This is a genomic window from Stenotrophomonas maltophilia group sp. vghtpe118 (genome assembly GCF_052605195.1).
In genome coordinates, this window is sequence record NZ_CP199672.1 from 3,754,783 (window position 1) to 3,772,730 (window position 17,948).

The following is a 17,948-nucleotide window of genomic DNA, read 5'->3' on the forward strand; positions in this document are numbered from 1 at the left end:
CCGCACCCCATGGGGCCGCAGTTGCGGCCCCGTGTGTTTGAGCATCACACCGAAGCAAACCGTGTTACCCGATTGAACCTTCGGGTCAGGAGAATCAGCAATGAAGCGTCGCGTCGTCGTAACCGGCCTGGGTATCGTCTCGCCGTTGGGCAATGATCTGGCCAGCAGCTGGGAAGGCATCACCCAGGGTCGTTCGGGCATCGGTCCGCTGACCAACGTTTCTGATGCCTACCTGGACCGGTTCACCACCAAGATTGCAGGTGAGGTCAAGGGCTTTGACATCACCGCCGACAACGAACTGTTCGGCAAGTACCGGGTCAGCGGCAAGGATGCCAAGAAGATGGACCCGTTCATCCATTATGGCCTCGGTGCCTCGTTCATGGCCCTGCACGACTCGGGCCTGGAGATCACCGACGCCAATGCCGAGCGCATCGGCGCCATTGTCGGCGCCGGCATTGGCGGCCTGCTCGGTATCGAAGAGCAGACCATCGAGTTCCATGAGGGCAAGAAGATCTCGCCCTTCTACGTGCCCAAGACCATCATCAACATGCTGCCGGGCCAGCTGAGCATCATCGCCGGCCTGAAGGGGCCGTCGTTCTCGGCGGTGTCGGCGTGCGCGACCTCGAACCATTCGATCGGCACCGCGATGCGTATGATCCAGTACGGCGACGCCGACGTGATGGTGGTGGGTGGTGCCGAACGTGGCTCGTCGCCGACCGCCGTGGGTGGCTTCTGCGCGATGAAGGCGATGAGCACCCGCAACGACGCCCCGGAACAGGCCTCGCGCCCGTGGGACAAGGACCGTGACGGCTTCGTGCTGGGCGACGGCGCCGGCATCCTGATCCTGGAAGAGTACGAGCACGCCAAGGCCCGTGGCGCGAAGATCTACTGCGAACTGGCCGGCTTCGGCGCCAGCTCCGACGCGTACCACATGACCGCCCCGAGCGAGAACGGCGAAGGTGCCGCGCGCTGCATGGTCATGGCGATGAAGGACGCCGGCGTGACCCCCGAACAGGTGGGTTACCTCAACGCGCATGGCACGTCCACGCCGCTGGGTGACCTGGGCGAGACCATGGCGATGAAGACCGCTTTCGGCGACCACGCCTACAAGATGATGGTCAGCTCCACCAAGTCGATGACCGGCCACCTGCTGGGCGCGGCCGGCGGCGTGGAAGCGATCTTCTCGGTGATGGCGCTGCAGGACAACGTCATTCCGCCGACCATCAACCTGCAGCAGCCGGGCGAAGGCTGCGACCTGGACTACGTGCCCAACGAAGCACGCCAGGCCAAGGTTGACGTGGTGATGTCCAATGGCTTCGGCTTCGGCGGCACCAACGGCACGCTGATCTTCAAGCGCGTCTGACCAGGTTGTAGCGTCGGGCCATGCTCGACTGAACGTGCATTACGCACGAGGAGGCCGCCGCAAGGCGGCTTCCGTGCATCTGAATCCCTGAACTGGCCATCATGACCCACGCACCGCTGATCCACCCGCTGCCGCACCCGATCGATCTGCTGGCCCTGCAGCAGCACGACCCGGCACGCTTCCCGCTGCTGATGGAATCCACCGCCTCGGGCACCGCCCAGGGCCGCTGGAGCCTGCTGCTGGCCGCGCAGGGCGATTGCCTGCGGCTGGATGCCGATGGCCAGGTGCGCGACCTGCAGGGTGCCGTGCAGCCCGGCACGTTCCTGCAGGCGCTGGATCGCGCCTGGCAGCACGAACGCCTGCCGCACGACGGCAGCCACAGCCTGCCGTTCCGCGGCGGCTGGGCGTTGATGCTGGACTACGAAGTGGCCAGCCAGATCGAACCGGTGCTGCCGGCGCGCGCGCGCGAGGACGGCCGCTCGACCGCGCTGGCGCTGCGCTGCCCGGCCGCCGTGCTGCATGACCATCACAACGACGCCAGTTTCATCATCGCCGAAGCCGGTGAGCAGGCCCTGCTGGAGGCGCTGGTGACCTTGGCGTCGCAGGCGCTGCCGGAGGCCGGGCAGGGCTGGCAGCCGCCGCAGTCGGTGGGCGAGGATGCGCCGCAGCGCTTCACCGACGGCGTGCGCCGGGTGATCGACTACCTGCGTGCCGGCGATGTGTTCCAGGTGAACCTGTCGCGGCGCTGGAGCGCGCAGTTCGCTGCGCCGGTCAGCCCGCAGGCGCTGTACGCGCAGCTGCGCCGTGCCAACCCGGCACCGTTCGCCGGCTTGTTCAGCGCGCACGGCCGCCACGTGGTCAGCTCCTCGCCGGAGCGGCTGGTGTCGGTGCATGCCGGCCACGCGCAGACGCGTCCGATTGCCGGCACGCGTCCGCGCTTCGAGGGCGACGATGATGCCGCGCGCATCCAGGAGCTGGTCGGCCACCCGAAGGAGCGTGCCGAGCACGTGATGCTGATCGACCTGGAACGCAATGACCTGGGCCGCATCTGCCTGCCCGGTACCGTGGTGGTCGATGAGCTGATGACCGTGGAGAGCTACGCGCATGTGCACCACATCGTCAGCAACGTCAGCAGCCACCTGCGTCCGGAGGTCACGCCCGGCGAGGTGATCGCCGCCACGTTCCCGGGCGGCACCATCACCGGCTGCCCCAAGGTGCGCTGCATGCAGATCATCAGCGAGCTGGAGCAGGTGCCGCGCGGTGCCTACACCGGCGCGTTCGGCTGGCTGAACCGCGATGGCGACCTGGACCTGAACATCCTGATCCGTACCGCCGAAGTGGATGGCCACGAGGTGAGCTTCCGCACCGGCGCCGGCATCGTGGTTGATTCGGACCCGGACAAGGAACTGGACGAGACCCGCGCGAAGGCCCGCGGCCTGCTGCGCGCGCTCGGCCAGCAGGGGTAGTGCCGGGCGCTGGCCGGCAACCTCATTCGTCCACGATCCGCGCGATTGCCGGCCAGCGGCCGGCACTACCGGGTGCCTGCGCCACCCCGGTCATGACCCCGATCCACCGGCACGGTATCCTGCACGACGGAATCGAGTTCAGAGGTAGTCCATGGCGGGAGCCAAGCGCGGGTGTCTGTTCGTGGTAACGCTGGTGGTGGTGCTGGCCGCCGTCGTGGCCGGCGCGGGCGCGTGGTTCTTCTACCAGCAGGCCCGCTTCGCCGATGCCCCGATCACCCCGTCCGCCGAGAGCGTGGTCATCGCCAGCGGCGATGGCATGAACAGCGTGCTGCGCAAGCTGCGCGATGCCGGCGTGGACGAGGGCCAGGACGCCCAGTGGCAGCTGCTGGCGCGCCAGCTCGATGCCGCCGGCAAGCTGAAGGTGGGCGAGTATGCGCTCAGTGGCGAGCTGACCCCGCGCGAGCTGCTGCTGCGCATGCGCGCCGGCAAGGTGCTGCAGCACCGCGTCACGATTGTCGAGGGCTGGAACATCCGCCAGCTGCGTGCCGCACTCAAGCGCGCCGAACCGCTGCTGCACACCACCGACACGCTTGATGACGCCGCGCTGATGCAGCGCCTCGGCTTCGGTGGCCAGCATCCGGAAGGCCGCTTCCTGCCGGAGACCTACGTCTACCAGCGCGGCGACAGCGATCTGGACGTGCTCAAGCGCGCCCACGCCGCAATGGAAAAGGCGCTGGACGAGGCCTGGGAAAGCCGCGCGCCGGACCTGCCGATCAACACGCCCTACGAACTGCTGACGCTGGCCTCGATCATCGAAAAGGAAACCGCGCTGGCCAGCGAGCGCCCGCAGATTGCCGGGGTGTTCATGCGCCGCCTGAAGATCGGCATGCGCCTGCAGACCGACCCGACCGTGATCTACGGCCTCGGTGCTGCGTATGACGGCAACATCCGCCGTCGCGACCTGACCACCGACACCCCCTACAACACCTACACCCGTGCCGGCCTGACCCCGACCCCGATCGCCATGCCCAGCCGTGACGCGCTGATGGCGGCCGCACAGCCGGCGCCGGGCGACGCGCTGTACTTCGTCGCCGTGGGCGATGGCAGCGGCGCGCACGTGTTCTCGCCCAGCCTGGACCAGCACAACGCCGCCGTGGCGCGCTACCTGCAGCAGCTGCGCCAGCAACGTACCCAGGAGACCCCGGCGCAATGAGTCCCGCGCTGCTTCGCCACCCGCGTTTCGTCAGCCTGGAAGGCGGCGAGGGCGCGGGCAAGACCACCGCCATCAATGCCATCCGTGAGTGCCTGCGCGGCCACGGCCACGAGGTGGTGCTGACCCGTGAACCCGGCGGCACGCCACTGGCCGAGCGCATCCGCGGCCTGGTGCTGAAACCCGATGCCGAGATCGCCGCCGAACCGCTCAGCGCCGAAGCCGAGCTGCTGCTGGTATTCGCCGCGCGCGCGCAGCACGTGCGCCAGGTGATCCAGCCAGCACTGCAGCGCGGCGCCTATGTGCTGAGCGATCGTTTCACCGATTCCAGCTATGCCTACCAGGGCGGTGGCCGTGGCCTGGATCCGCAGTGGATTGCCGATCTGGAGCGTCGCGCGGTCGGCCTGTTGCCGGGGCTGACCCTGCTGCTGGACGTGGACGTGGCCATAGGCCGCGCGCGCGCCAACGGCCGTGACCTGTGGCCGGACCGCATCGAGAGCGAGCAGGACGATTTCTTCCAGCGCGTGCGCGAAGTGTTCCGCAGCCGCGCACAGCAGGACCCGCAGCGCTTTGCGTTGATCGACGCCGGCCAGGTGCAGGAACGCGTGGCCGCCGACGTGGTTGCGCGTGTCGAGCGCTGGCTGCAGGGCGGGGAGGGCGCATGAGTACCTTTTCACCGTGGCAGCAGCGCGCGTTCGAGCAGACGGTGGCCGCGCTCGACGCCGGTCGCCTCGGTCATGGCCTGCTGATCTGCGGTCCGGCCGGGCTGGGCAAGCACGAGGTGGCGCTGGCGCTGGCCGACCACGTGCTGGCGCAGGGCGATGCAGCCCACGCCACGCGCACGCGCCAGCTGATCGCAGCGGGTACACACCCGGACCTGCAGCTGGTCAGCTTCATTCCGAACAAGAGCGGCGACAAGCTGCGCACCGAGATCGTGATCGAGCAGGTGCGCGAGATCACCGACAAGCTGGCGCTGACCCCACAGTACGGCGTGGCGCAGGTGGTGATCGTCGACCCGGCCGATGCGATCAACCGCTCGGCGGCCAACGCACTGCTGAAGACGCTGGAAGAGCCGCAGCCCGGCCGCTACCTGTGGCTGATCAGCAGCGACCCGGCACGCTTGCCGCAGACCATCCGCAGCCGTTGCCAGCGCCTGGAGTTCAAGCTGCCGCCGCAGCACGAAGCGCTGGCCTGGCTGCAGCAGCAGGGCCATAGCGAGGCATCCGCGCGCGAAGCGCTGGACGCGGCGCGCGGCCACCCCGGCCAGGCCGACAACTGGCTGCGCGAAGACGGCCTGAGCCTGCGCCGCGAAGTCGGTCGAGATCTGGAACAGCTGGCGGCCGGCAAGACCGGCGCGGTGGAGCTGGCGCAGAAGTGGTGCGGTGACGACAACGCGGCGCTGCGCCTGCGCTTTGCCGCCGACCTGGCGCTGGCCCAGGCCAGCACCGATGCCTTGACCACGCCGGAGCGATTGCACAAGCTTGCAGCCTGGTTCGATGCGGCCAACCGCACCCGCGACCTGCTGCGCACCACGGTGCGTGCAGACCTTGCGGTGGTCGAGTTGCTGCTGGCCTGGAACAAGGTGAACGAGCGGCCTGCCGCAAGGGGAAATCGATGAGTGCCAGCAACGCCCGCCAGGGCATCCTGTCCCTGGCCGTGAAGGACAAAGCCGCGCTGTACAGCGCGTACATGCCGTTCGTGAAGAATGGCGGCATCTTCGTGCCCACGCCCAAGCGCTACTTCCTGGGCGACGAGGTGTTCCTGCTGCTGACCCTGCCCGATTCCAGCGAGCGCCTGCCGGTGGCCGGCAAGGTGATCTGGGTGACCCCGGCCGGCGCGCAGGGCAACCGCACCGCCGGCATCGGCGTGCAGCTGGCCGATGGTGCCGAAGGCGAGGGCGTACGCCACAAGATCGAGACCCTGCTGGCCGGGCTTACCGGCTCGGACAAGCCGACCCATACGATGTGATTCCGGTAGCGCCGGGCCATGCTCGGCGGAACCACCGAAACACGCGTACCCCGCTGTTCTGTAGAGCCGAGCCATGCTCGGCTGCACATCCCGAGACACCCGTGAACACGAATGTGAAAAAGTGTTGACGGCCTCTGAAAAGCCCCTATAATGAGCGGCTCAGCAACACACCGGGCGGTTAGCTCAGCGGTAGAGCATTGCCTTCACACGGCAAGGGTCACAGGTTCGATCCCTGTACCGCCCACCATGTTGCAGAACGAAAGAAGCCTCCAGAAATGGGGGCTTTTTTGTTACCAGCGATCCAGCAGGATCAGCTGGAAGCACACGCCCTTTCAGCCGTGCCGCTCCAGCAGCTCGCGCGCGATCATCGCCGTGGCATCCAGCAGGTCATGGCCGCTACCCGCCTGCACCACCACCGCCAATAGGCTACGGCCCACCTCGGCATTGCCGCTGGTCAGTTCCAACTCGCCCTCAAAGCACAGATCGGCCAACCATTCATGGGCCTGCTGCAGCCCGCGCTTGCGGACGCGGCGGAACTCCGCGAGCAGCTTCGCCTGGCCGGCCTCCTGCTCACCGTCGGCCAGCAGGCCGATGGCACCGCCGTGCGCCGCGCGCCAGAGGGCCGGTAGCGGGCGACCGTTCGCGTCCACCACGTCCGGCGAGAACTGCGCGCAGTACATTTCGTAGCGCTTGCCCGCTGTGCTGCGGGGCACGATGCCGGCCTCGGCCAGCAGGCGTTCGGCTTCATCCAGTGTGCTGAACTTCAAGCGCAGCAGTGCAGGGCGGCTCAGCTGTTGTGCCAGCGCGTGCTGGTTGGCGGCGAACCAGACGTTCCAGCCCACGGTTGCGCGGCCTTCCAGTGCGGCCTTGAAGTATTCCAGGTGTTCGGCGTCCATTGCGGTCTCCTGCGCTCCCTGCGCGATTGTAGCGGGAGCGTATCCGGGCCGGTCAGGCGTCGCCGCCGGAGAGGCAATGATGTGCCTCGCGCACCAGTTGTCGGGCGGCCACGATCAGTCCGTCGATATGGAAGGCGCCCAACTGTTCGTCCGGGCCACCTTCGTTGCGCGCATGGTCGGCGGCCTGCAGCAAATCGAGCAACGCGCCGAGCGCAGATAGCGAGCGGCGCAACGAAGCGTGTTTGCTGGCGCCGAGGGTGAGGCTGATACACGGCTGTCCGTCATCGCCGTCAGCATGGTTGATCGCATTGAGACGGGCGAAGAACGTGGCCGACTGCGCCGGCAGGTTCTGTTCGTTCAGTGCGCACTCGATCTCGCGTGCGACGTCTTCGGGCACATCGGCGGCGACGTCGCCGATCAGGGTGTGCAGGCGGGGATGGACGGCGGTGCGATTGGTCATGGCGAAACCCTCACTGGCGTAGGGCCACCTTCCGGAGTGAAGGTGGCGGACGGTGCGGGTTGGCGTACCAAGGCTGAAAAGCTCACAGGGAGAAAAGGCCCGGCGGATCTTGCGATCCCCACGCACCGCCCGCCATTGACGGCAATCGGTGCATTCTCTTTGCTGCGATCGATATCGCAACATCCTGTGAGCCTGTTCGTTTATTCGAGACGCCAATCCCGGCCAAGGCGTCTTGCCTCGGCGCGGCGATCTTCAAGCCGGGCAATCACATCGGTCTGTAAGGAAAATTCTCAACTGTCCCTAGGCAGGCCAGACGTTTTCCGATGTGTGTCGTTCGACACGCGCAAGTAGTGCGGCCCATCACTGATGGCGCACATCGCCGCCCCTGCCGACCGTGCACATGACGACTCCGGAGGGATGCCGCCACGGCAATCGCGTCACCCCGCGCGGCGGAGGCGGGACCATGCCACGCATGGAGCCAGAGGGTTCCATCCCTGCGCTGTCCCGCGGCCCCGGGCAGGCGTAGTCTCAGCCTGTCGTCGTACCCATCCACTCTGGAGTGCCACCATGCCGCTTGCCCGCATCGATCTCCGCAAAGGTAAATCCGCCGACTACCTGCAACGCGTCGGCGAAACCATCTACCAGGCCATGCGCGCGGTGGGCGTTCCGGAAAACGACCGCTTCCAGATCTTCCAGGAACACGCGCCCGGCACGCTGATCTACGACCCCGGCTACTTGGGCGTGGATCGCACCGACGACTTCATCTGCATCCAGATCACCTGGAACGAAGGGCGCACGCTCGAGCAGAAAAAGGCGTTGTACGCCGGCATCGCCGATGGACTGCATGCGGCGGTGGGCATCCGCCGCGAGGATGTGTTCATCAATCTGGTGGAAGTGAAGAAGGAGAACTGGTCGTTCGGGAACGGTCAGGCGCAGTACGTGAGTTGATGCAGGAACGGTATCAGCGCCTGATGCGGCTGGGTCAGGCCATGCGCGGCGACGCCTGCTGTTGTGCCTGTTGCTCGTCCTGCGCCAGCCGGCTTGCGTCGCGGGATTGCTGCTGCACATTGGCCTGCTGATACAGCGTATCCGCGTCGCCCTGCTGCGTATCGAGCAGGGACAGGCGCTGGCGATTGGCGGCAGGGTCCGGCGAGGCGGTGTCGCGGCTGCGATGCAGGAATACGTAGCCGGGTGCCTCGGCGGTGCTGTTTGAACTGAATGCCACCTGCAGCGTGTCCTTTTCGCTGAAGCCGGCCTGCACCGCCGCGTGGGTCAGATGGCCGGCCAGTCGTTCGTGCTCCTGGCCGGGGGGCAGTCCCTGCTGTTCGCTGGCCTGGGCGAGTGCGGTACGCACTTTCTGGTCCAAGGCATGAAGGCTGTGCCCCGGTGCGCGCGCGTCCGCAGCCAGACGCTCGCCCAAGGGGCCATCAATGCCATCGGTTTCGCTGAGCAGACGCTGCTTCAAGCTGCGCTCGGGCAGGGGATGAGTGGTGGTGCGGTTGAGTTCGCTGTTGGGGAAAGGGGGCTCAATGCTGTCCACGCCATGGATGTTGCGCAGCGGACGATAGCCGTCCTTGCCCTGTGACTGGACGCCCAGCGGAATGCGGACATCGGGCAGCAACTGGCCGACGGGGCCGCCGATGCTGTTCACGTCCAGGCTGTGCTTGCGCTGGATGCCGGCATGATTCAATGCGCCCCAGGTGAAGTCCACGCAGTTGTGGCGCACGTCGGCATAGTGCTTGCTGAAGCCGTGCGCCACTGGATCGTCGCCGAACGCCTTGAGCTTGTTGTACTGGGCTTCGGTGATTTCCAGAGAGCGCGTGTAATGCGGGTTCTTGTAGGTCTTTGCATCGCTGTCCACGATGTCGCCAGGTCCGTTCATGCTGCCGTGCTTGATCGGTGCAAAGCCGTAGCTCGCTGGATCTTTCCCCGGTGCTCGCAGGACGTAGAACATGTGACCGGGCCCGGATGTCTGCGGGGAACCATCCGGATTGCTCAGCGGCTGCTGCGTTACGGGGTCGAGAAGCGGTGTACCCGGTGCCGCAATGACGATATCGACGATGTAGCGTGGCTTGTCCATGTGCGTGGTGTTCCTCCTGGAAGGTGTACGAAGGCGCTGTGCTACTTGGCGAGCGGACGCGATTCGTGAATCAGCATCCTGGCGCTTGCGCCACGAAGTGGTGCGATGTCTTCAACCGTGCTGACCTGGACCCGATACCGGCCATGCGCCTGCAACGGCAGCAACGCGACATGCAATCGGTATGCGCCATCGCTGCCCCGTTGGATCTGGGCGTAGTTCAGACCCTTACCGCGGTGCCAGTCTGGCAGTGGCTGGCCAGATTGCGACTGTGCGATCTGATACGCGTCGGGGCTTGCCAGCGGCTGCCAAGTGCCGCCGGACCATTGCTGAAGTCCAACGCGTAAAGGAATGTGCAGGTCGCGCGGAGAAGCAGCATCTGGCGATGGGGAGACGTGCTGCAGATCCAGTTCCACCGCATAAGTGCGGTAGCTGGCAAAATTGCGCGCCGTGGTTTCGAACTCGAACTGCACCTGCTGGCCGGGCGCGTCCACGGCGATGGGCTGTGAGAGTTCCAGCGGCTCTGGCGGTGGGGGCGGCCCCTTGTCGGCGCAGGCAGCAAGCAGCGCGGTCAGGCCGAGCAGGCTGATGCGCTGCCGGTGCGTGATGCGGGTGGTCATGCAGATTCCTCTGGCTCCTTGCCGTGGCCAATTGAACCCTAACGTTGGCGAGGCAGAGCCCGCAAGCGCAGGGACCGCGGTGTGGTGCATTCACATGTCGCCGCGCGAGGCGAGCTCCTGCGTCACCGTGTCGCAGGGGGCAAACCCTGAACGGGGTCCAAGGTTGGGCACAGGCCCGTAGAATGGCCGGGTGCGTCATTCTGTCCTCCACCGCCGGTTCCAGGCCCTGGCTTGGCTTGCCATGCTGCTGGTGCTGCTCGCCCCGCTGGTGAGCCGCTGGCTGGCGCAGGGTCACGTGGCTGCCGCTGCGCCGGTGGCCGCCATGGACCACGCAATGCACGCAGAGCATGCGCAGCACGCGATGGAAGGGCACCACGACCATCACGCGATGGCGATGCCGCACGGCGAGACCGCAAAGAAGCCGCCCGCCGATCCGCATGCCGATCACGAGATGGGTGTGGACTGCGATTACTGCCTGATCGCTGCACGGCTGATCACCCTGCTGGTGGCGGCCGTGCTGCTGTTGGCGCCGATGGTACCGGTGTGCCGCGCACTGTGCGGTGCGGTGCAGACGTTGCCGCAACGGATCAGCGGCACATTGGGCGCGCGTGGGCCGCCGGCACTGATGGCTGCCTGAGCCGCACGCGCGCTGCATTGAACGTTCTTCCATGAGGTTGCCGGCCACGGCCGGTGCCCGCACGCGCGTGTCTGTCCCTTTCTGATTGCTGCCCTGCCATTGCGGGGTGGCCTTGCATGCCGTGAAAAAATGAAAACGAACCCCAACCCCGCGTGCCTGCGCCGGGCGACGCTGCCTGTCCTGTGCGCGCTGCTGCTGCATGCTGCGCCCCTGCTTGCCGCCGACGCGGCACCCCCGACCACGCTGGATACCGTGCGGGTGGTTGACACCCGCAGCGGCGAGCTGTCCTCCATTGCCAGCGCAGGCTCTGCATTGGGCCTGAGCGTGCTGCAGACACCGGCCAGCCTGACGGTAATTTCGCGCGAACAGCTGGATCAGCGCGGCGACAGCAACCTCAACGATGCGATCAGCCGGGCGGGTGCGATCAGTGCCATGCCGCACCCGGGCAACGGTCTGAGTGCGCTGTCCAGCCGCGGCTTCACCGATGGCGCCTCGGTGATGCGGCTGTACGACGGGCTGCGCCAGTACGGCGGCGTGGGCATCACCTTCCCGTTCGATACCTGGTCGATCGAGCGCATCGAAGTACTGCGCGGGCCGGCCTCGGTCATCCACGGCGACGGTGCGATCGGCGGGGTGATCAACATCGTGCCGAAGAAGCCCTCGCGCGGCGCCATCGAAAACGAGATCAGCGTGACCGTGGGTAGCGAGGACACCGCGCGCCTGGGTTTCGGCAGTGGCGGCGCGCTGACGCCCGAGCTGGCCTACCGGCTGGATGTGAGCGGCAACTACAGCGGTGGCTGGGTCGATCGGGGACGCAACGGCGATGCCACCTTCTCCGGCGCGCTGCTGTGGCAGCCGCGCACCGACCTGCAGCTGACCTTGACCCACGCGCAGGGCCATCAGAAGCCGATGCGCTACTTCGGCACGCCGCTGGTGGAGGGACGCCAGTTGGACGCGCTGCGCCATCGCAACTACAACGTGGACGACAGCGAGATCCGTTATCGCGACCGCTGGACCCAGCTTGATGCGCTGTGGACACCGAACGCGAACGTGGAATGGCGCACGCGCCTCTACCAGATCGACAGCCAGCGCGATTGGCGCAACGCCGAGGCCTATGTCTACAACCCGCGCACCGGCCTGATCGATCGCTCGGGCAACACCCAGATCACCCACAACCAGGACCAGACCGGGCTGACCTCGACGCTGCGCGTGCAGGGCAATGTGGGCGGTAGGGCGAACAGCTTCGCGGTGGGCCTGGACGCCAACCGCGCGCACTTCAAGCACACCAACAACACCTATACGGGCAGCTCCGGCCCGGTCGATCCGGTCCATCCGGTGCCGGGCCAGTTCGCCAGCGACGCGCCGAACCTGCCGCGCTACCGCAACGCCGCCGAGCAGTACGCGCTGTTCGTGGAAGACCGGTTGGCGCTGAGCGAGCGCTGGTCGGTGCTGGCTGGCCTGCGCCACGATCGCGCGCGCATCGATCGCACCGATCTGATCAGTGGCCAGAACGCGTTCTCGAAAATCTACAGCAGCACCGGCTGGCGCGCCGGCACGGTATTTGCGCTGCAGCCGACGCTGAGCCTGTATGCGCAGTACTCGCAGGCGGCAGATCCGGTCAGTGGACTGCTGATGATCAGCCCCGCGAATGGAGCGTTCGATCTAGCCAAGGGGCGGCAGATCGAGGTGGGCCTGAAGCAGGCGTTCGACGGTGGCGAGTGGACGCTGGCGGCGTACCGCATCCGCAAGACCGGGCTGCTCAGCCGCGATCCGCTGGTGCCTGATCGCCGCGTGCAGGTGGGCGCGCAGACCTCGCGCGGTATTGAAGCGTCGTTGACCTGGAATGTCGCGCCGCACTGGACGCTGGATGCCAACGCGACGGTGCTGAAGGCCGAATTCGAGGACTTCCTGGAAACCACGGGTTCGCCGGCGGTGCTGGTATCGCGTGATGGCAACGTGCCGCCTAACGTGGCCGAGTGCCTGGCCAGTGCGTGGCTCAGCTGGCAGTTCGCACCGGACTGGAGTGCGGCGGGGGGCGTGCGTTACGTCGGCAAGCGCTACGCCGACAACGCCAACACATTGGAGCTGCCCGGCTACAGCACCACCGACCTGGCGCTGACCTGGCAGGCGGCACCGCGCACGCGGGTGAGCGCGCGCCTGTTCAACGTGTTCGACAAGGCGTACTACGCCACCGCGTACTACACCAGTACGCAGTGGTTGCTGGGTGCAGACCGGCGCGTCGAATTCACTGTTGACCATCGCTTCTGAGGACGCTGGCGATGACGTTGCGATCCACCGCCAAGCGCTGTACCTACCTGGTGCATCGTTGGCTGGGCATCGGCGGATGCCTGCTGATGCTGCTGTGGTTCGTCAGCGGCATGGTGATGCTGTTCATTGGTTACCCGAAGCTGACGCCCGGCGAGCGGCTGGCGGCGTTGCCGGTGCTGGGTGAGGCCCGCGACCTGCAGGGGCTGTCGGTACTGCCTGCCGCCGTGCAGGCCGAGCCGGAGGCTGTGGCATTGACCACACTGCGTGGCGAGCCGGCGTATGTGGTGCGAAGTGGCAGCAACGTGGGCGCCTGGTCTGCCGTGACCGGCCAGGCGCTGCTGCCGGTGTCGGCACAGCGTGCCGAAGCGTCCGCTGCACAGTTCGCCGCAGGCCCGGCCTTCGTGGGTGCGATGCGCGTGGACGAGGACCGCTGGACGCATTCGCGTGCACTGGACGCGCATCGGCCGCTGTATCGCGTCGAGGTGGGCGGTGAGCAACCGGGCGACCTGTATGTGTCCTCGCGTACCGGTGAAGTCGTGCTGGACGCGCCGCATATGCAGCAGCGCTGGAACTATGTGGGCGCCTGGCTGCACTGGTTGTATTTCCTGCGCATGCAGTCGGTGGACCCGGTGTGGACGTGGGGGGTGATCGTGCTGTCCGCACTGTGCACGCTGGCGGCGGTCAGCGGCATCGTGGTGGGTGTGTGGCGCTGGCGTTTCCGTGGGCACTATCGCTCCGGTGCGAAGACACCGTACGTCGAGCCGTGGATGCGCTGGCACCATCTGATCGGTCTGGTGGCAGCGGCCTTCGTGTTCACCTGGATCTTCAGTGGCCTGATGTCGATGAATCCATTGGGCGTCTTCAGCAGCACGCATGCTGCGATCGACGGTGGGCGCTATCGTGGCGGCGCGGTGGCGGTGGATGGCGCGTTGGGCGATCCGGCGAAGCTTCTGGCGGTGGCCGATGCTGAGTGCTTCCGGCCGGTGGAGATTCAGTGGCGACGGATCAGTGGTGAACTGTTCGCGGTACTGCTGGACGGCCGGGGTGAAACTCGCATCGTGTCCGGCGGCAGTGGGCACCTGCAGGTCGCACGGTGGCTGCCGACCGCATGGCTGCAGCAGAAGGCACGCGCGCTGTCCGATGCCCCGATGCAGGGTTTCGTGGTGCAGCAGGCAGCGGATGCCTATTTCTATCCGCGTGCGCCCGAGGCCATGAACGGCGCAGCAGTGCGCCGCTTCCCGGTGGCAGTGGTGGACTTTGGCGATGCGGAGGCGACGCGCGTCTATCTCGATCTGGCGACCGGCGATCCGTTGCTGACGATGGGGCATCGCGAGCGGGTGGGGCGCTGGTTGTTCTACTTCCTGCACAGCTGGGACCTGCCGGCGATGCTGCGCCAGGAAGGTGCCCGGCTGGCGGTGCTGCTGCTGCTGAGCGCTGCTGGCACCGCGCTGTGTGCCACGGCGACGGTGATCGGCTACCGGCGCGTGCGGTTGAAGCTGCGCCGCAGGCGGCGCTGATGCCCTGGGCTACACCCGCAGCCAGCGCGTGGACACCGCCACCAGCAACAAGGCCGTGGCCACGCCGACGAACGCGGCGATCAGGCCGAAATGGTCTGCGGCGAAGCCGATCAGTGCCGGTCCGGCAAGGATGCCGGCAAAGCCGAGCGTGGACACGGCAGTGATCGCCAGCGCGCCGGGCATGCGGGTCTGGTGGCCGGCCAGCGAGAACAGCGCGGGCGCGATGTTGGCGCAACCGAGGCCGACCAACACGTAGCCGACCAGCGACGCCTGCCACGGCGTGACCAGGGTCAGCACCAGCACGCCCGCAGCGGCAAGCAGAGCACCGAACACGATCGCGCGCTGGCGGCCCACGCGCGCCACCAGTGCGTCGCCGAACAGGCGCGCCACGGTCATGGTCAGGGTGAAGGTCACGTAGCCGACGCCGGCCAGGCTGGCATCGACGCGACGAACGTCACTGAGGAAGACCGCGCTCCAATCCAGCATCGCGCCTTCGCCGAGGAAGGCGACGAACGCCAGCACGCCGATGAACAACGCGATGCCGTGCGGCAGGGCCAGCATCGGTGTGTCGTGCGGCATGCGTTCGCTGTGCCAGTGCGCTGCCGACAACAGCATCACCAGCAGCATGGCGCCAACGCCGATCAGCACCGATGCCAAGGGCGGCAGCTGTGCGGACAGCAGCACGGTCATGGTGGCCGCGCCGAGGAAGCCGCCGATGCTGAAGAAGGCATGGAAGCCGGACATCATCACGCGCCGTGCTTCGCGCTCGACGATGACGGCCTGCACGTTCATCGTGCAGTCCATTGCGCCCACGGCGGCACCGAACACGAACAGGACCAGCCCGAGTGTCCAAGCCGAACCGGCCAGCGCCAGGCCGGGCACGGTCAGGCAGATCAGCAGGCTGCTGGCCACCATCACCCGCCGGCAACCCAGGCGCGCGGCCAGCACGCCGGACAACGGCATTGCCAGCAGCGAACCGGCACCGAGGCAGAGCAGTACCAGCCCCAGCGTGGCGTCGTTGATCCCGGTGCGTGCCTTGGCGAACGGCACCAGCGTGGCCCACAGCGCGGTGGCGAAGCCGGGAATGAAGAACGCAGCGCGGGTCGCGTGCTGTTCGGCACGCGCGCGGTTGGCAAGGGACATGAGCGGTACGGTCAGGGCGGAGTGGGGTGTACCGCGATGCCTGCGGCGCGGAAGCGTGCCGCCAGCGCCGGCGGGGCCGAGGTGGTGAGCACCAGGTCGTCGATCTCGTCGAGGCTGGCAATCTGCCAGTGGCCGCGTGCACCGAGCTTTTCAGTAGTGGCGGCGACGATGACGCGGCTGCTGCACGCGACCATCGCGCGCTTCAGCGTGGCCTCTTCTGCATCCATTGCCCATACACCAGTATCGCCGTCCACCGCGCAGGGGCCGGGCAGGTACACGTCGGCGCGCAGGCGCTGCACCTGGCCCAGTGCTTCTGCGCCGACCGCACCGCCGCCGCTGGCCAAGCGGCCGCCGATCAGCTGCACCAGGGTGCCTTCAAGCGTGCTGGCGGCGGTGGCGATCTGCGGGGCATTGGTGATCACCGTCAGCCCGAGAGCGGGCGGCAGCTGCTGGGCGATCGCCAGGTTGGTTGAACCGGCATCGAGCAGCACAACCTGATTGGGTTGCAGCAACGCGCACACGCGTGCGGCCAGCTCGGCCTTGTCGCCGCGGTCGCGGGTCAGGCGCTCGCGCAGCGGGCGTTCCTTGGGCGGCGGCAGCACGGCGCCGCCGTAGACACGCTGGCACAGGCCCTGTGCGGCCAGCTCGCGCAGGTCGCGGCGGATCGAATCTTCGGAGACGGCATAGCGGCGCGCCAGTTCGGCGGCGACCACGCGGCCCTGCTGGCGCAGTTCTTCGAGGATCTGCCGAGTGCGTTGGGCGGGGAGGGGGCTGGGGTCTGAGCTCATGCCATAAGTCTGCACGTTCGTGCATAAAGGTGCAACAACGTGCAATTGGCATCGGGGACACAGCGCGGCTGGACTGCCGGTGAATCCTCCCGCGCCCACGTCTATGGATCGCCCTCGCGGCCCGGCATGATGGCGGGGCACCTGGCATGGAATCCACGATGTCCCCCACCGTTCACCGCAAGCTGCGCATCGGCGCGGACCAGTACACCGGCCAGAAAGTGGTCGACCAGCAGTTCCACGAATGCGATTTTTCCAGCGTGGACCTGACTGCCACCGAGTTCATCAACTGCAGCTTCTATGACGCCGAAAGCCGCAGTGGCTGCCGCTTCAACGGCGCCACGCTGAAGGAAGCCAGCTTCCGCAGCTGCGACATCAGCATGTGCCACTTCAATTTCGTCAAGGCATTGGGCCTGGAGATCAGCGAGTGCCGCGCGCAGGGTGCGGATTTCAGCAACGCCAGCTTCATGAACCAGATCACCACGCGCAGCGGGTTCTGCAGCGCCTTCATCAAGAAGTCGAACCTGCGCTATGCCAATTTCTCGCGGGTCACGCTGGAGAAGTGCGAACTGTGGGAGAACCGCTGGGACGGTGCAAACGTCAGCGGCGCCAGCTTTGCCGGCTCGGACCTGTCCGGTGGCCAGTTCGAGGGCATCGACTGGAACAGCGCCAACTTCACCGGCTGCGACCTGACCCACTCGGAGCTGGGTGAGCTGGACCTGCGCAGCACCAATCTGCGTGGCGCCACGCTGGATGTCCAGCAGGTCGCGCTGTTGATGCAGCGCATCGGCATCACGGTGGTGCCGTAGGCATCAGCCGGCGTACGCCACCCAGCCCTTGAAGCTGAAGCCCGCATAGAACAGCTCCACGCCGTCGAAGCCGGCCTCCTGCAGCAGGGCGACCTCCTGTTCGGGCGCCAGCAGCGGCAGCCGCTCGGCAATGGCGTCGATCGCGCGCTGCGCATCGGCGTGGGCAACACCCGAGGCTTCGGCGAACGCGGCGTAGCGCTGCAACCAGCGGAGCTTGCCGGCCGGATCCTGCGGCACGCTGTGGTGCGCCACCACCAGCGGCGCGCCGGGCTGCAGGCGCCTGTGCAGCTCGCGCAGCGTGTGCAGGCGCTGCGCGGCATCGAGGAAGTGCAGGGTGAGCAGGCAGCTGGCACCATCGAAGCGCGCGTCCGGGGCATCGTCGATGTAGCCTTCCAGCAGTTCGACGCGTGCGTTCAACGGGCCCAGTGTCTGCTCGGCCAGCGCGAGCATCGGCGCGGCCGGATCCACACCCAGCAGCTGCCAGCCCGGTTGCGCCTCGGCAAAGGCTTTCAGCTCCAGCCCACCCCCGGCACCGAGTACCAGCACGCGGCCCTGCGCGGGAACGCGTTCGGCCAGCAGCAGGCGGCTCATCTGCTGCAGGGCGAGGAAACCGGGCACCTGGCGCAGCGGTGCTTCGGCATAGCGGGCCACCGCCTGCGGATCGGAGAACGTGGACATGCGCGGATTCCTGCAGCAGGGGACATACCACTGTAGCGCGGCGCGCAAGAG

At 67.1% G+C, this 17,948-nt stretch carries 18 protein-coding genes and 1 tRNA gene; 12 read left to right on the forward strand and 7 right to left on the reverse strand.

Going from position 1 to position 17,948, the window contains the following annotated elements; translation table 11 throughout:
- The first annotated feature begins 100 nt into the window (after positions 1-100).
- From fabF to ACUDTM_RS17150, 7 genes are all read left to right on the forward strand, one after another.
- Positions 101-1,363: a beta-ketoacyl-ACP synthase II gene (gene fabF, locus ACUDTM_RS17120; RefSeq protein ID WP_061480515.1), complete on the forward strand. Its 1,263-nt coding sequence runs from the start codon at positions 101-103 to the stop codon at positions 1,361-1,363.
- A gap of 101 nt (positions 1,364-1,464) precedes the next feature.
- The gene (locus ACUDTM_RS17125) at positions 1,465-2,829 is read left to right on the forward strand and encodes an aminodeoxychorismate synthase component I (RefSeq protein ID WP_445391422.1); all 1,365 of its coding nucleotides are present in this window, start codon (positions 1,465-1,467) and stop codon (positions 2,827-2,829) included.
- Between the two features lie 151 nt (positions 2,830-2,980).
- The gene (gene mltG / locus ACUDTM_RS17130; protein WP_353761519.1) at positions 2,981-4,042 is read left to right on the forward strand and encodes an endolytic transglycosylase MltG; all 1,062 of its coding nucleotides are present in this window, start codon (positions 2,981-2,983) and stop codon (positions 4,040-4,042) included.
- Positions 4,039-4,704 carry a dTMP kinase gene (gene tmk, locus ACUDTM_RS17135; RefSeq protein WP_072168229.1) on the forward strand — a complete coding sequence of 222 codons (666 nt, stop codon included), beginning with the start codon at positions 4,039-4,041 and terminating at the stop codon, positions 4,702-4,704. The genes mltG and tmk overlap by 4 nt, the downstream gene beginning before the upstream one ends.
- Complete coding sequence (locus tag ACUDTM_RS17140; RefSeq protein ID WP_065177972.1) at positions 4,701-5,657, forward strand: DNA polymerase III subunit delta'; 957 nt, start codon at positions 4,701-4,703, stop codon at positions 5,655-5,657. Before tmk ends, ACUDTM_RS17140 begins: the two co-directional genes overlap by 4 nt.
- The gene (locus ACUDTM_RS17145) at positions 5,654-6,007 is read left to right on the forward strand and encodes a PilZ domain-containing protein (protein ID WP_005412452.1); all 354 of its coding nucleotides are present in this window, start codon (positions 5,654-5,656) and stop codon (positions 6,005-6,007) included. The genes ACUDTM_RS17140 and ACUDTM_RS17145 overlap by 4 nt, the downstream gene beginning before the upstream one ends.
- A 172-nt stretch (positions 6,008-6,179) precedes the next feature.
- Positions 6,180-6,254 (forward strand) — tRNA-Val (locus ACUDTM_RS17150).
- Positions 6,255-6,339: 85 nt separating this feature from the next.
- Here the strand turns inward: ACUDTM_RS17150 and ACUDTM_RS17155 are convergent.
- Positions 6,340-6,903, reverse strand: coding sequence for a hypothetical protein (locus tag ACUDTM_RS17155; protein WP_111175646.1), 564 nt, complete (start codon positions 6,901-6,903; stop codon positions 6,340-6,342).
- A gap of 52 nt (positions 6,904-6,955) precedes the next feature.
- Positions 6,956-7,363, reverse strand: a complete 408-nt coding sequence (locus tag ACUDTM_RS17160; protein WP_353080137.1) for a hypothetical protein — start codon at positions 7,361-7,363, stop codon at positions 6,956-6,958.
- A 567-nt stretch (positions 7,364-7,930) separates the two neighbouring features.
- Here ACUDTM_RS17160 and ACUDTM_RS17165 point away from each other — a divergent pair.
- On the forward strand, positions 7,931-8,311 hold the full coding sequence (locus tag ACUDTM_RS17165) for a tautomerase family protein (protein ID WP_005415517.1): 381 nt from the start codon (positions 7,931-7,933) through the stop codon (positions 8,309-8,311).
- 34 nt (positions 8,312-8,345) lie between these two features.
- On the opposite strand, the gene ACUDTM_RS17170 is transcribed toward ACUDTM_RS17165, so the two are convergent.
- Both ACUDTM_RS17170 and ACUDTM_RS17175 read right to left on the reverse strand, forming a co-directional pair.
- Positions 8,346-9,245 carry a hypothetical protein gene (locus ACUDTM_RS17170; RefSeq protein WP_353080138.1) on the reverse strand — a complete coding sequence of 300 codons (900 nt, stop codon included), beginning with the start codon at positions 9,243-9,245 and terminating at the stop codon, positions 8,346-8,348.
- A 239-nt stretch (positions 9,246-9,484) separates the two neighbouring features.
- Positions 9,485-10,060: a hypothetical protein gene (locus tag ACUDTM_RS17175; RefSeq protein WP_021202618.1), complete on the reverse strand. Its 576-nt coding sequence runs from the start codon at positions 10,058-10,060 to the stop codon at positions 9,485-9,487.
- Between the two features lie 241 nt (positions 10,061-10,301).
- On the opposite strand from ACUDTM_RS17175, the gene ACUDTM_RS17180 reads away from it, so the two are divergent.
- From ACUDTM_RS17180 to ACUDTM_RS17190, 3 genes are all read left to right on the forward strand, one after another.
- Positions 10,302-10,697: a DUF2946 family protein gene (locus ACUDTM_RS17180; protein WP_353080139.1), complete on the forward strand. Its 396-nt coding sequence runs from the start codon at positions 10,302-10,304 to the stop codon at positions 10,695-10,697.
- A gap of 129 nt (positions 10,698-10,826) precedes the next feature.
- A complete protein-coding gene (locus ACUDTM_RS17185; RefSeq protein ID WP_445391423.1) occupies positions 10,827-12,965 on the forward strand; it encodes a TonB-dependent receptor in 2,139 nt (712 codons plus the stop codon).
- Positions 12,966-12,976: 11 nt separating this feature from the next.
- Positions 12,977-14,482, forward strand: a complete 1,506-nt coding sequence (locus ACUDTM_RS17190) for a PepSY domain-containing protein (RefSeq protein WP_445391424.1) — start codon at positions 12,977-12,979, stop codon at positions 14,480-14,482.
- Positions 14,483-14,491: 9 nt separating this feature from the next.
- On the opposite strand, the gene ACUDTM_RS17195 is transcribed toward ACUDTM_RS17190, so the two are convergent.
- Together ACUDTM_RS17195 and ACUDTM_RS17200 are read right to left on the reverse strand one after the other, a co-directional pair.
- Positions 14,492-15,625 carry an MFS transporter gene (locus ACUDTM_RS17195; RefSeq protein ID WP_353080142.1) on the reverse strand — a complete coding sequence of 378 codons (1,134 nt, stop codon included), beginning with the start codon at positions 15,623-15,625 and terminating at the stop codon, positions 14,492-14,494.
- Positions 15,626-15,636: 11 nt separating this feature from the next.
- The gene (locus tag ACUDTM_RS17200; RefSeq protein WP_088497799.1) at positions 15,637-16,413 is read right to left on the reverse strand and encodes a DeoR/GlpR family DNA-binding transcription regulator; all 777 of its coding nucleotides are present in this window, start codon (positions 16,411-16,413) and stop codon (positions 15,637-15,639) included.
- Positions 16,414-16,571: 158 nt separating this feature from the next.
- On the opposite strand from ACUDTM_RS17200, the gene smqnr reads away from it, so the two are divergent.
- The gene (gene smqnr / locus ACUDTM_RS17205) at positions 16,572-17,219 is read left to right on the forward strand and encodes a SmQnr family pentapeptide repeat protein (RefSeq protein ID WP_353080143.1); all 648 of its coding nucleotides are present in this window, start codon (positions 16,572-16,574) and stop codon (positions 17,217-17,219) included.
- 3 nt (positions 17,220-17,222) lie between these two features.
- Here the strand turns inward: smqnr and ACUDTM_RS17210 are convergent, their stop codons facing one another.
- Positions 17,223-17,897, reverse strand: coding sequence for a class I SAM-dependent methyltransferase (locus ACUDTM_RS17210; RefSeq protein ID WP_088497798.1), 675 nt, complete (start codon positions 17,895-17,897; stop codon positions 17,223-17,225).
- Between the last annotated feature and the right edge of the window lie 51 nt (positions 17,898-17,948).

Coding starts and splice junctions, on each gene's coding strand:
- ACUDTM_RS17180 (WP_353080139.1), top strand. CDS start 10,302: ATGCTGCTGGTGCTGCTCGCCCCGCTGGTGAGCCGCTGGCTGGCGCAG.
- ACUDTM_RS17195 (WP_353080142.1), bottom strand. CDS start 15,625: ATGTCCCTTGCCAACCGCGCGCGTGCCGAACAGCACGCGACCCGCGCT.
- ACUDTM_RS17155 (WP_111175646.1), bottom strand. CDS start 6,903: ATGGACGCCGAACACCTGGAATACTTCAAGGCCGCACTGGAAGGCCGC.
- ACUDTM_RS17185 (WP_445391423.1), top strand. CDS start 10,827: ATGAAAACGAACCCCAACCCCGCGTGCCTGCGCCGGGCGACGCTGCCT.
- mltG (WP_353761519.1), top strand. CDS start 2,981: ATGGCGGGAGCCAAGCGCGGGTGTCTGTTCGTGGTAACGCTGGTGGTG.
- fabF (WP_061480515.1), top strand. CDS start 101: ATGAAGCGTCGCGTCGTCGTAACCGGCCTGGGTATCGTCTCGCCGTTG.
- ACUDTM_RS17125 (WP_445391422.1), top strand. CDS start 1,465: ATGACCCACGCACCGCTGATCCACCCGCTGCCGCACCCGATCGATCTG.
- ACUDTM_RS17160 (WP_353080137.1), bottom strand. CDS start 7,363: ATGACCAATCGCACCGCCGTCCATCCCCGCCTGCACACCCTGATCGGC.
- ACUDTM_RS17200 (WP_088497799.1), bottom strand. CDS start 16,413: ATGAGCTCAGACCCCAGCCCCCTCCCCGCCCAACGCACTCGGCAGATC.
- ACUDTM_RS17210 (WP_088497798.1), bottom strand. CDS start 17,897: ATGTCCACGTTCTCCGATCCGCAGGCGGTGGCCCGCTATGCCGAAGCA.
- ACUDTM_RS17165 (WP_005415517.1), top strand. CDS start 7,931: ATGCCGCTTGCCCGCATCGATCTCCGCAAAGGTAAATCCGCCGACTAC.
- ACUDTM_RS17145 (WP_005412452.1), top strand. CDS start 5,654: ATGAGTGCCAGCAACGCCCGCCAGGGCATCCTGTCCCTGGCCGTGAAG.
- smqnr (WP_353080143.1), top strand. CDS start 16,572: ATGTCCCCCACCGTTCACCGCAAGCTGCGCATCGGCGCGGACCAGTAC.
- ACUDTM_RS17190 (WP_445391424.1), top strand. CDS start 12,977: ATGACGTTGCGATCCACCGCCAAGCGCTGTACCTACCTGGTGCATCGT.
- ACUDTM_RS17175 (WP_021202618.1), bottom strand. CDS start 10,060: ATGACCACCCGCATCACGCACCGGCAGCGCATCAGCCTGCTCGGCCTG.
- ACUDTM_RS17140 (WP_065177972.1), top strand. CDS start 4,701: ATGAGTACCTTTTCACCGTGGCAGCAGCGCGCGTTCGAGCAGACGGTG.
- ACUDTM_RS17170 (WP_353080138.1), bottom strand. CDS start 9,245: ATGAACGGACCTGGCGACATCGTGGACAGCGATGCAAAGACCTACAAG.
- tmk (WP_072168229.1), top strand. CDS start 4,039: ATGAGTCCCGCGCTGCTTCGCCACCCGCGTTTCGTCAGCCTGGAAGGC.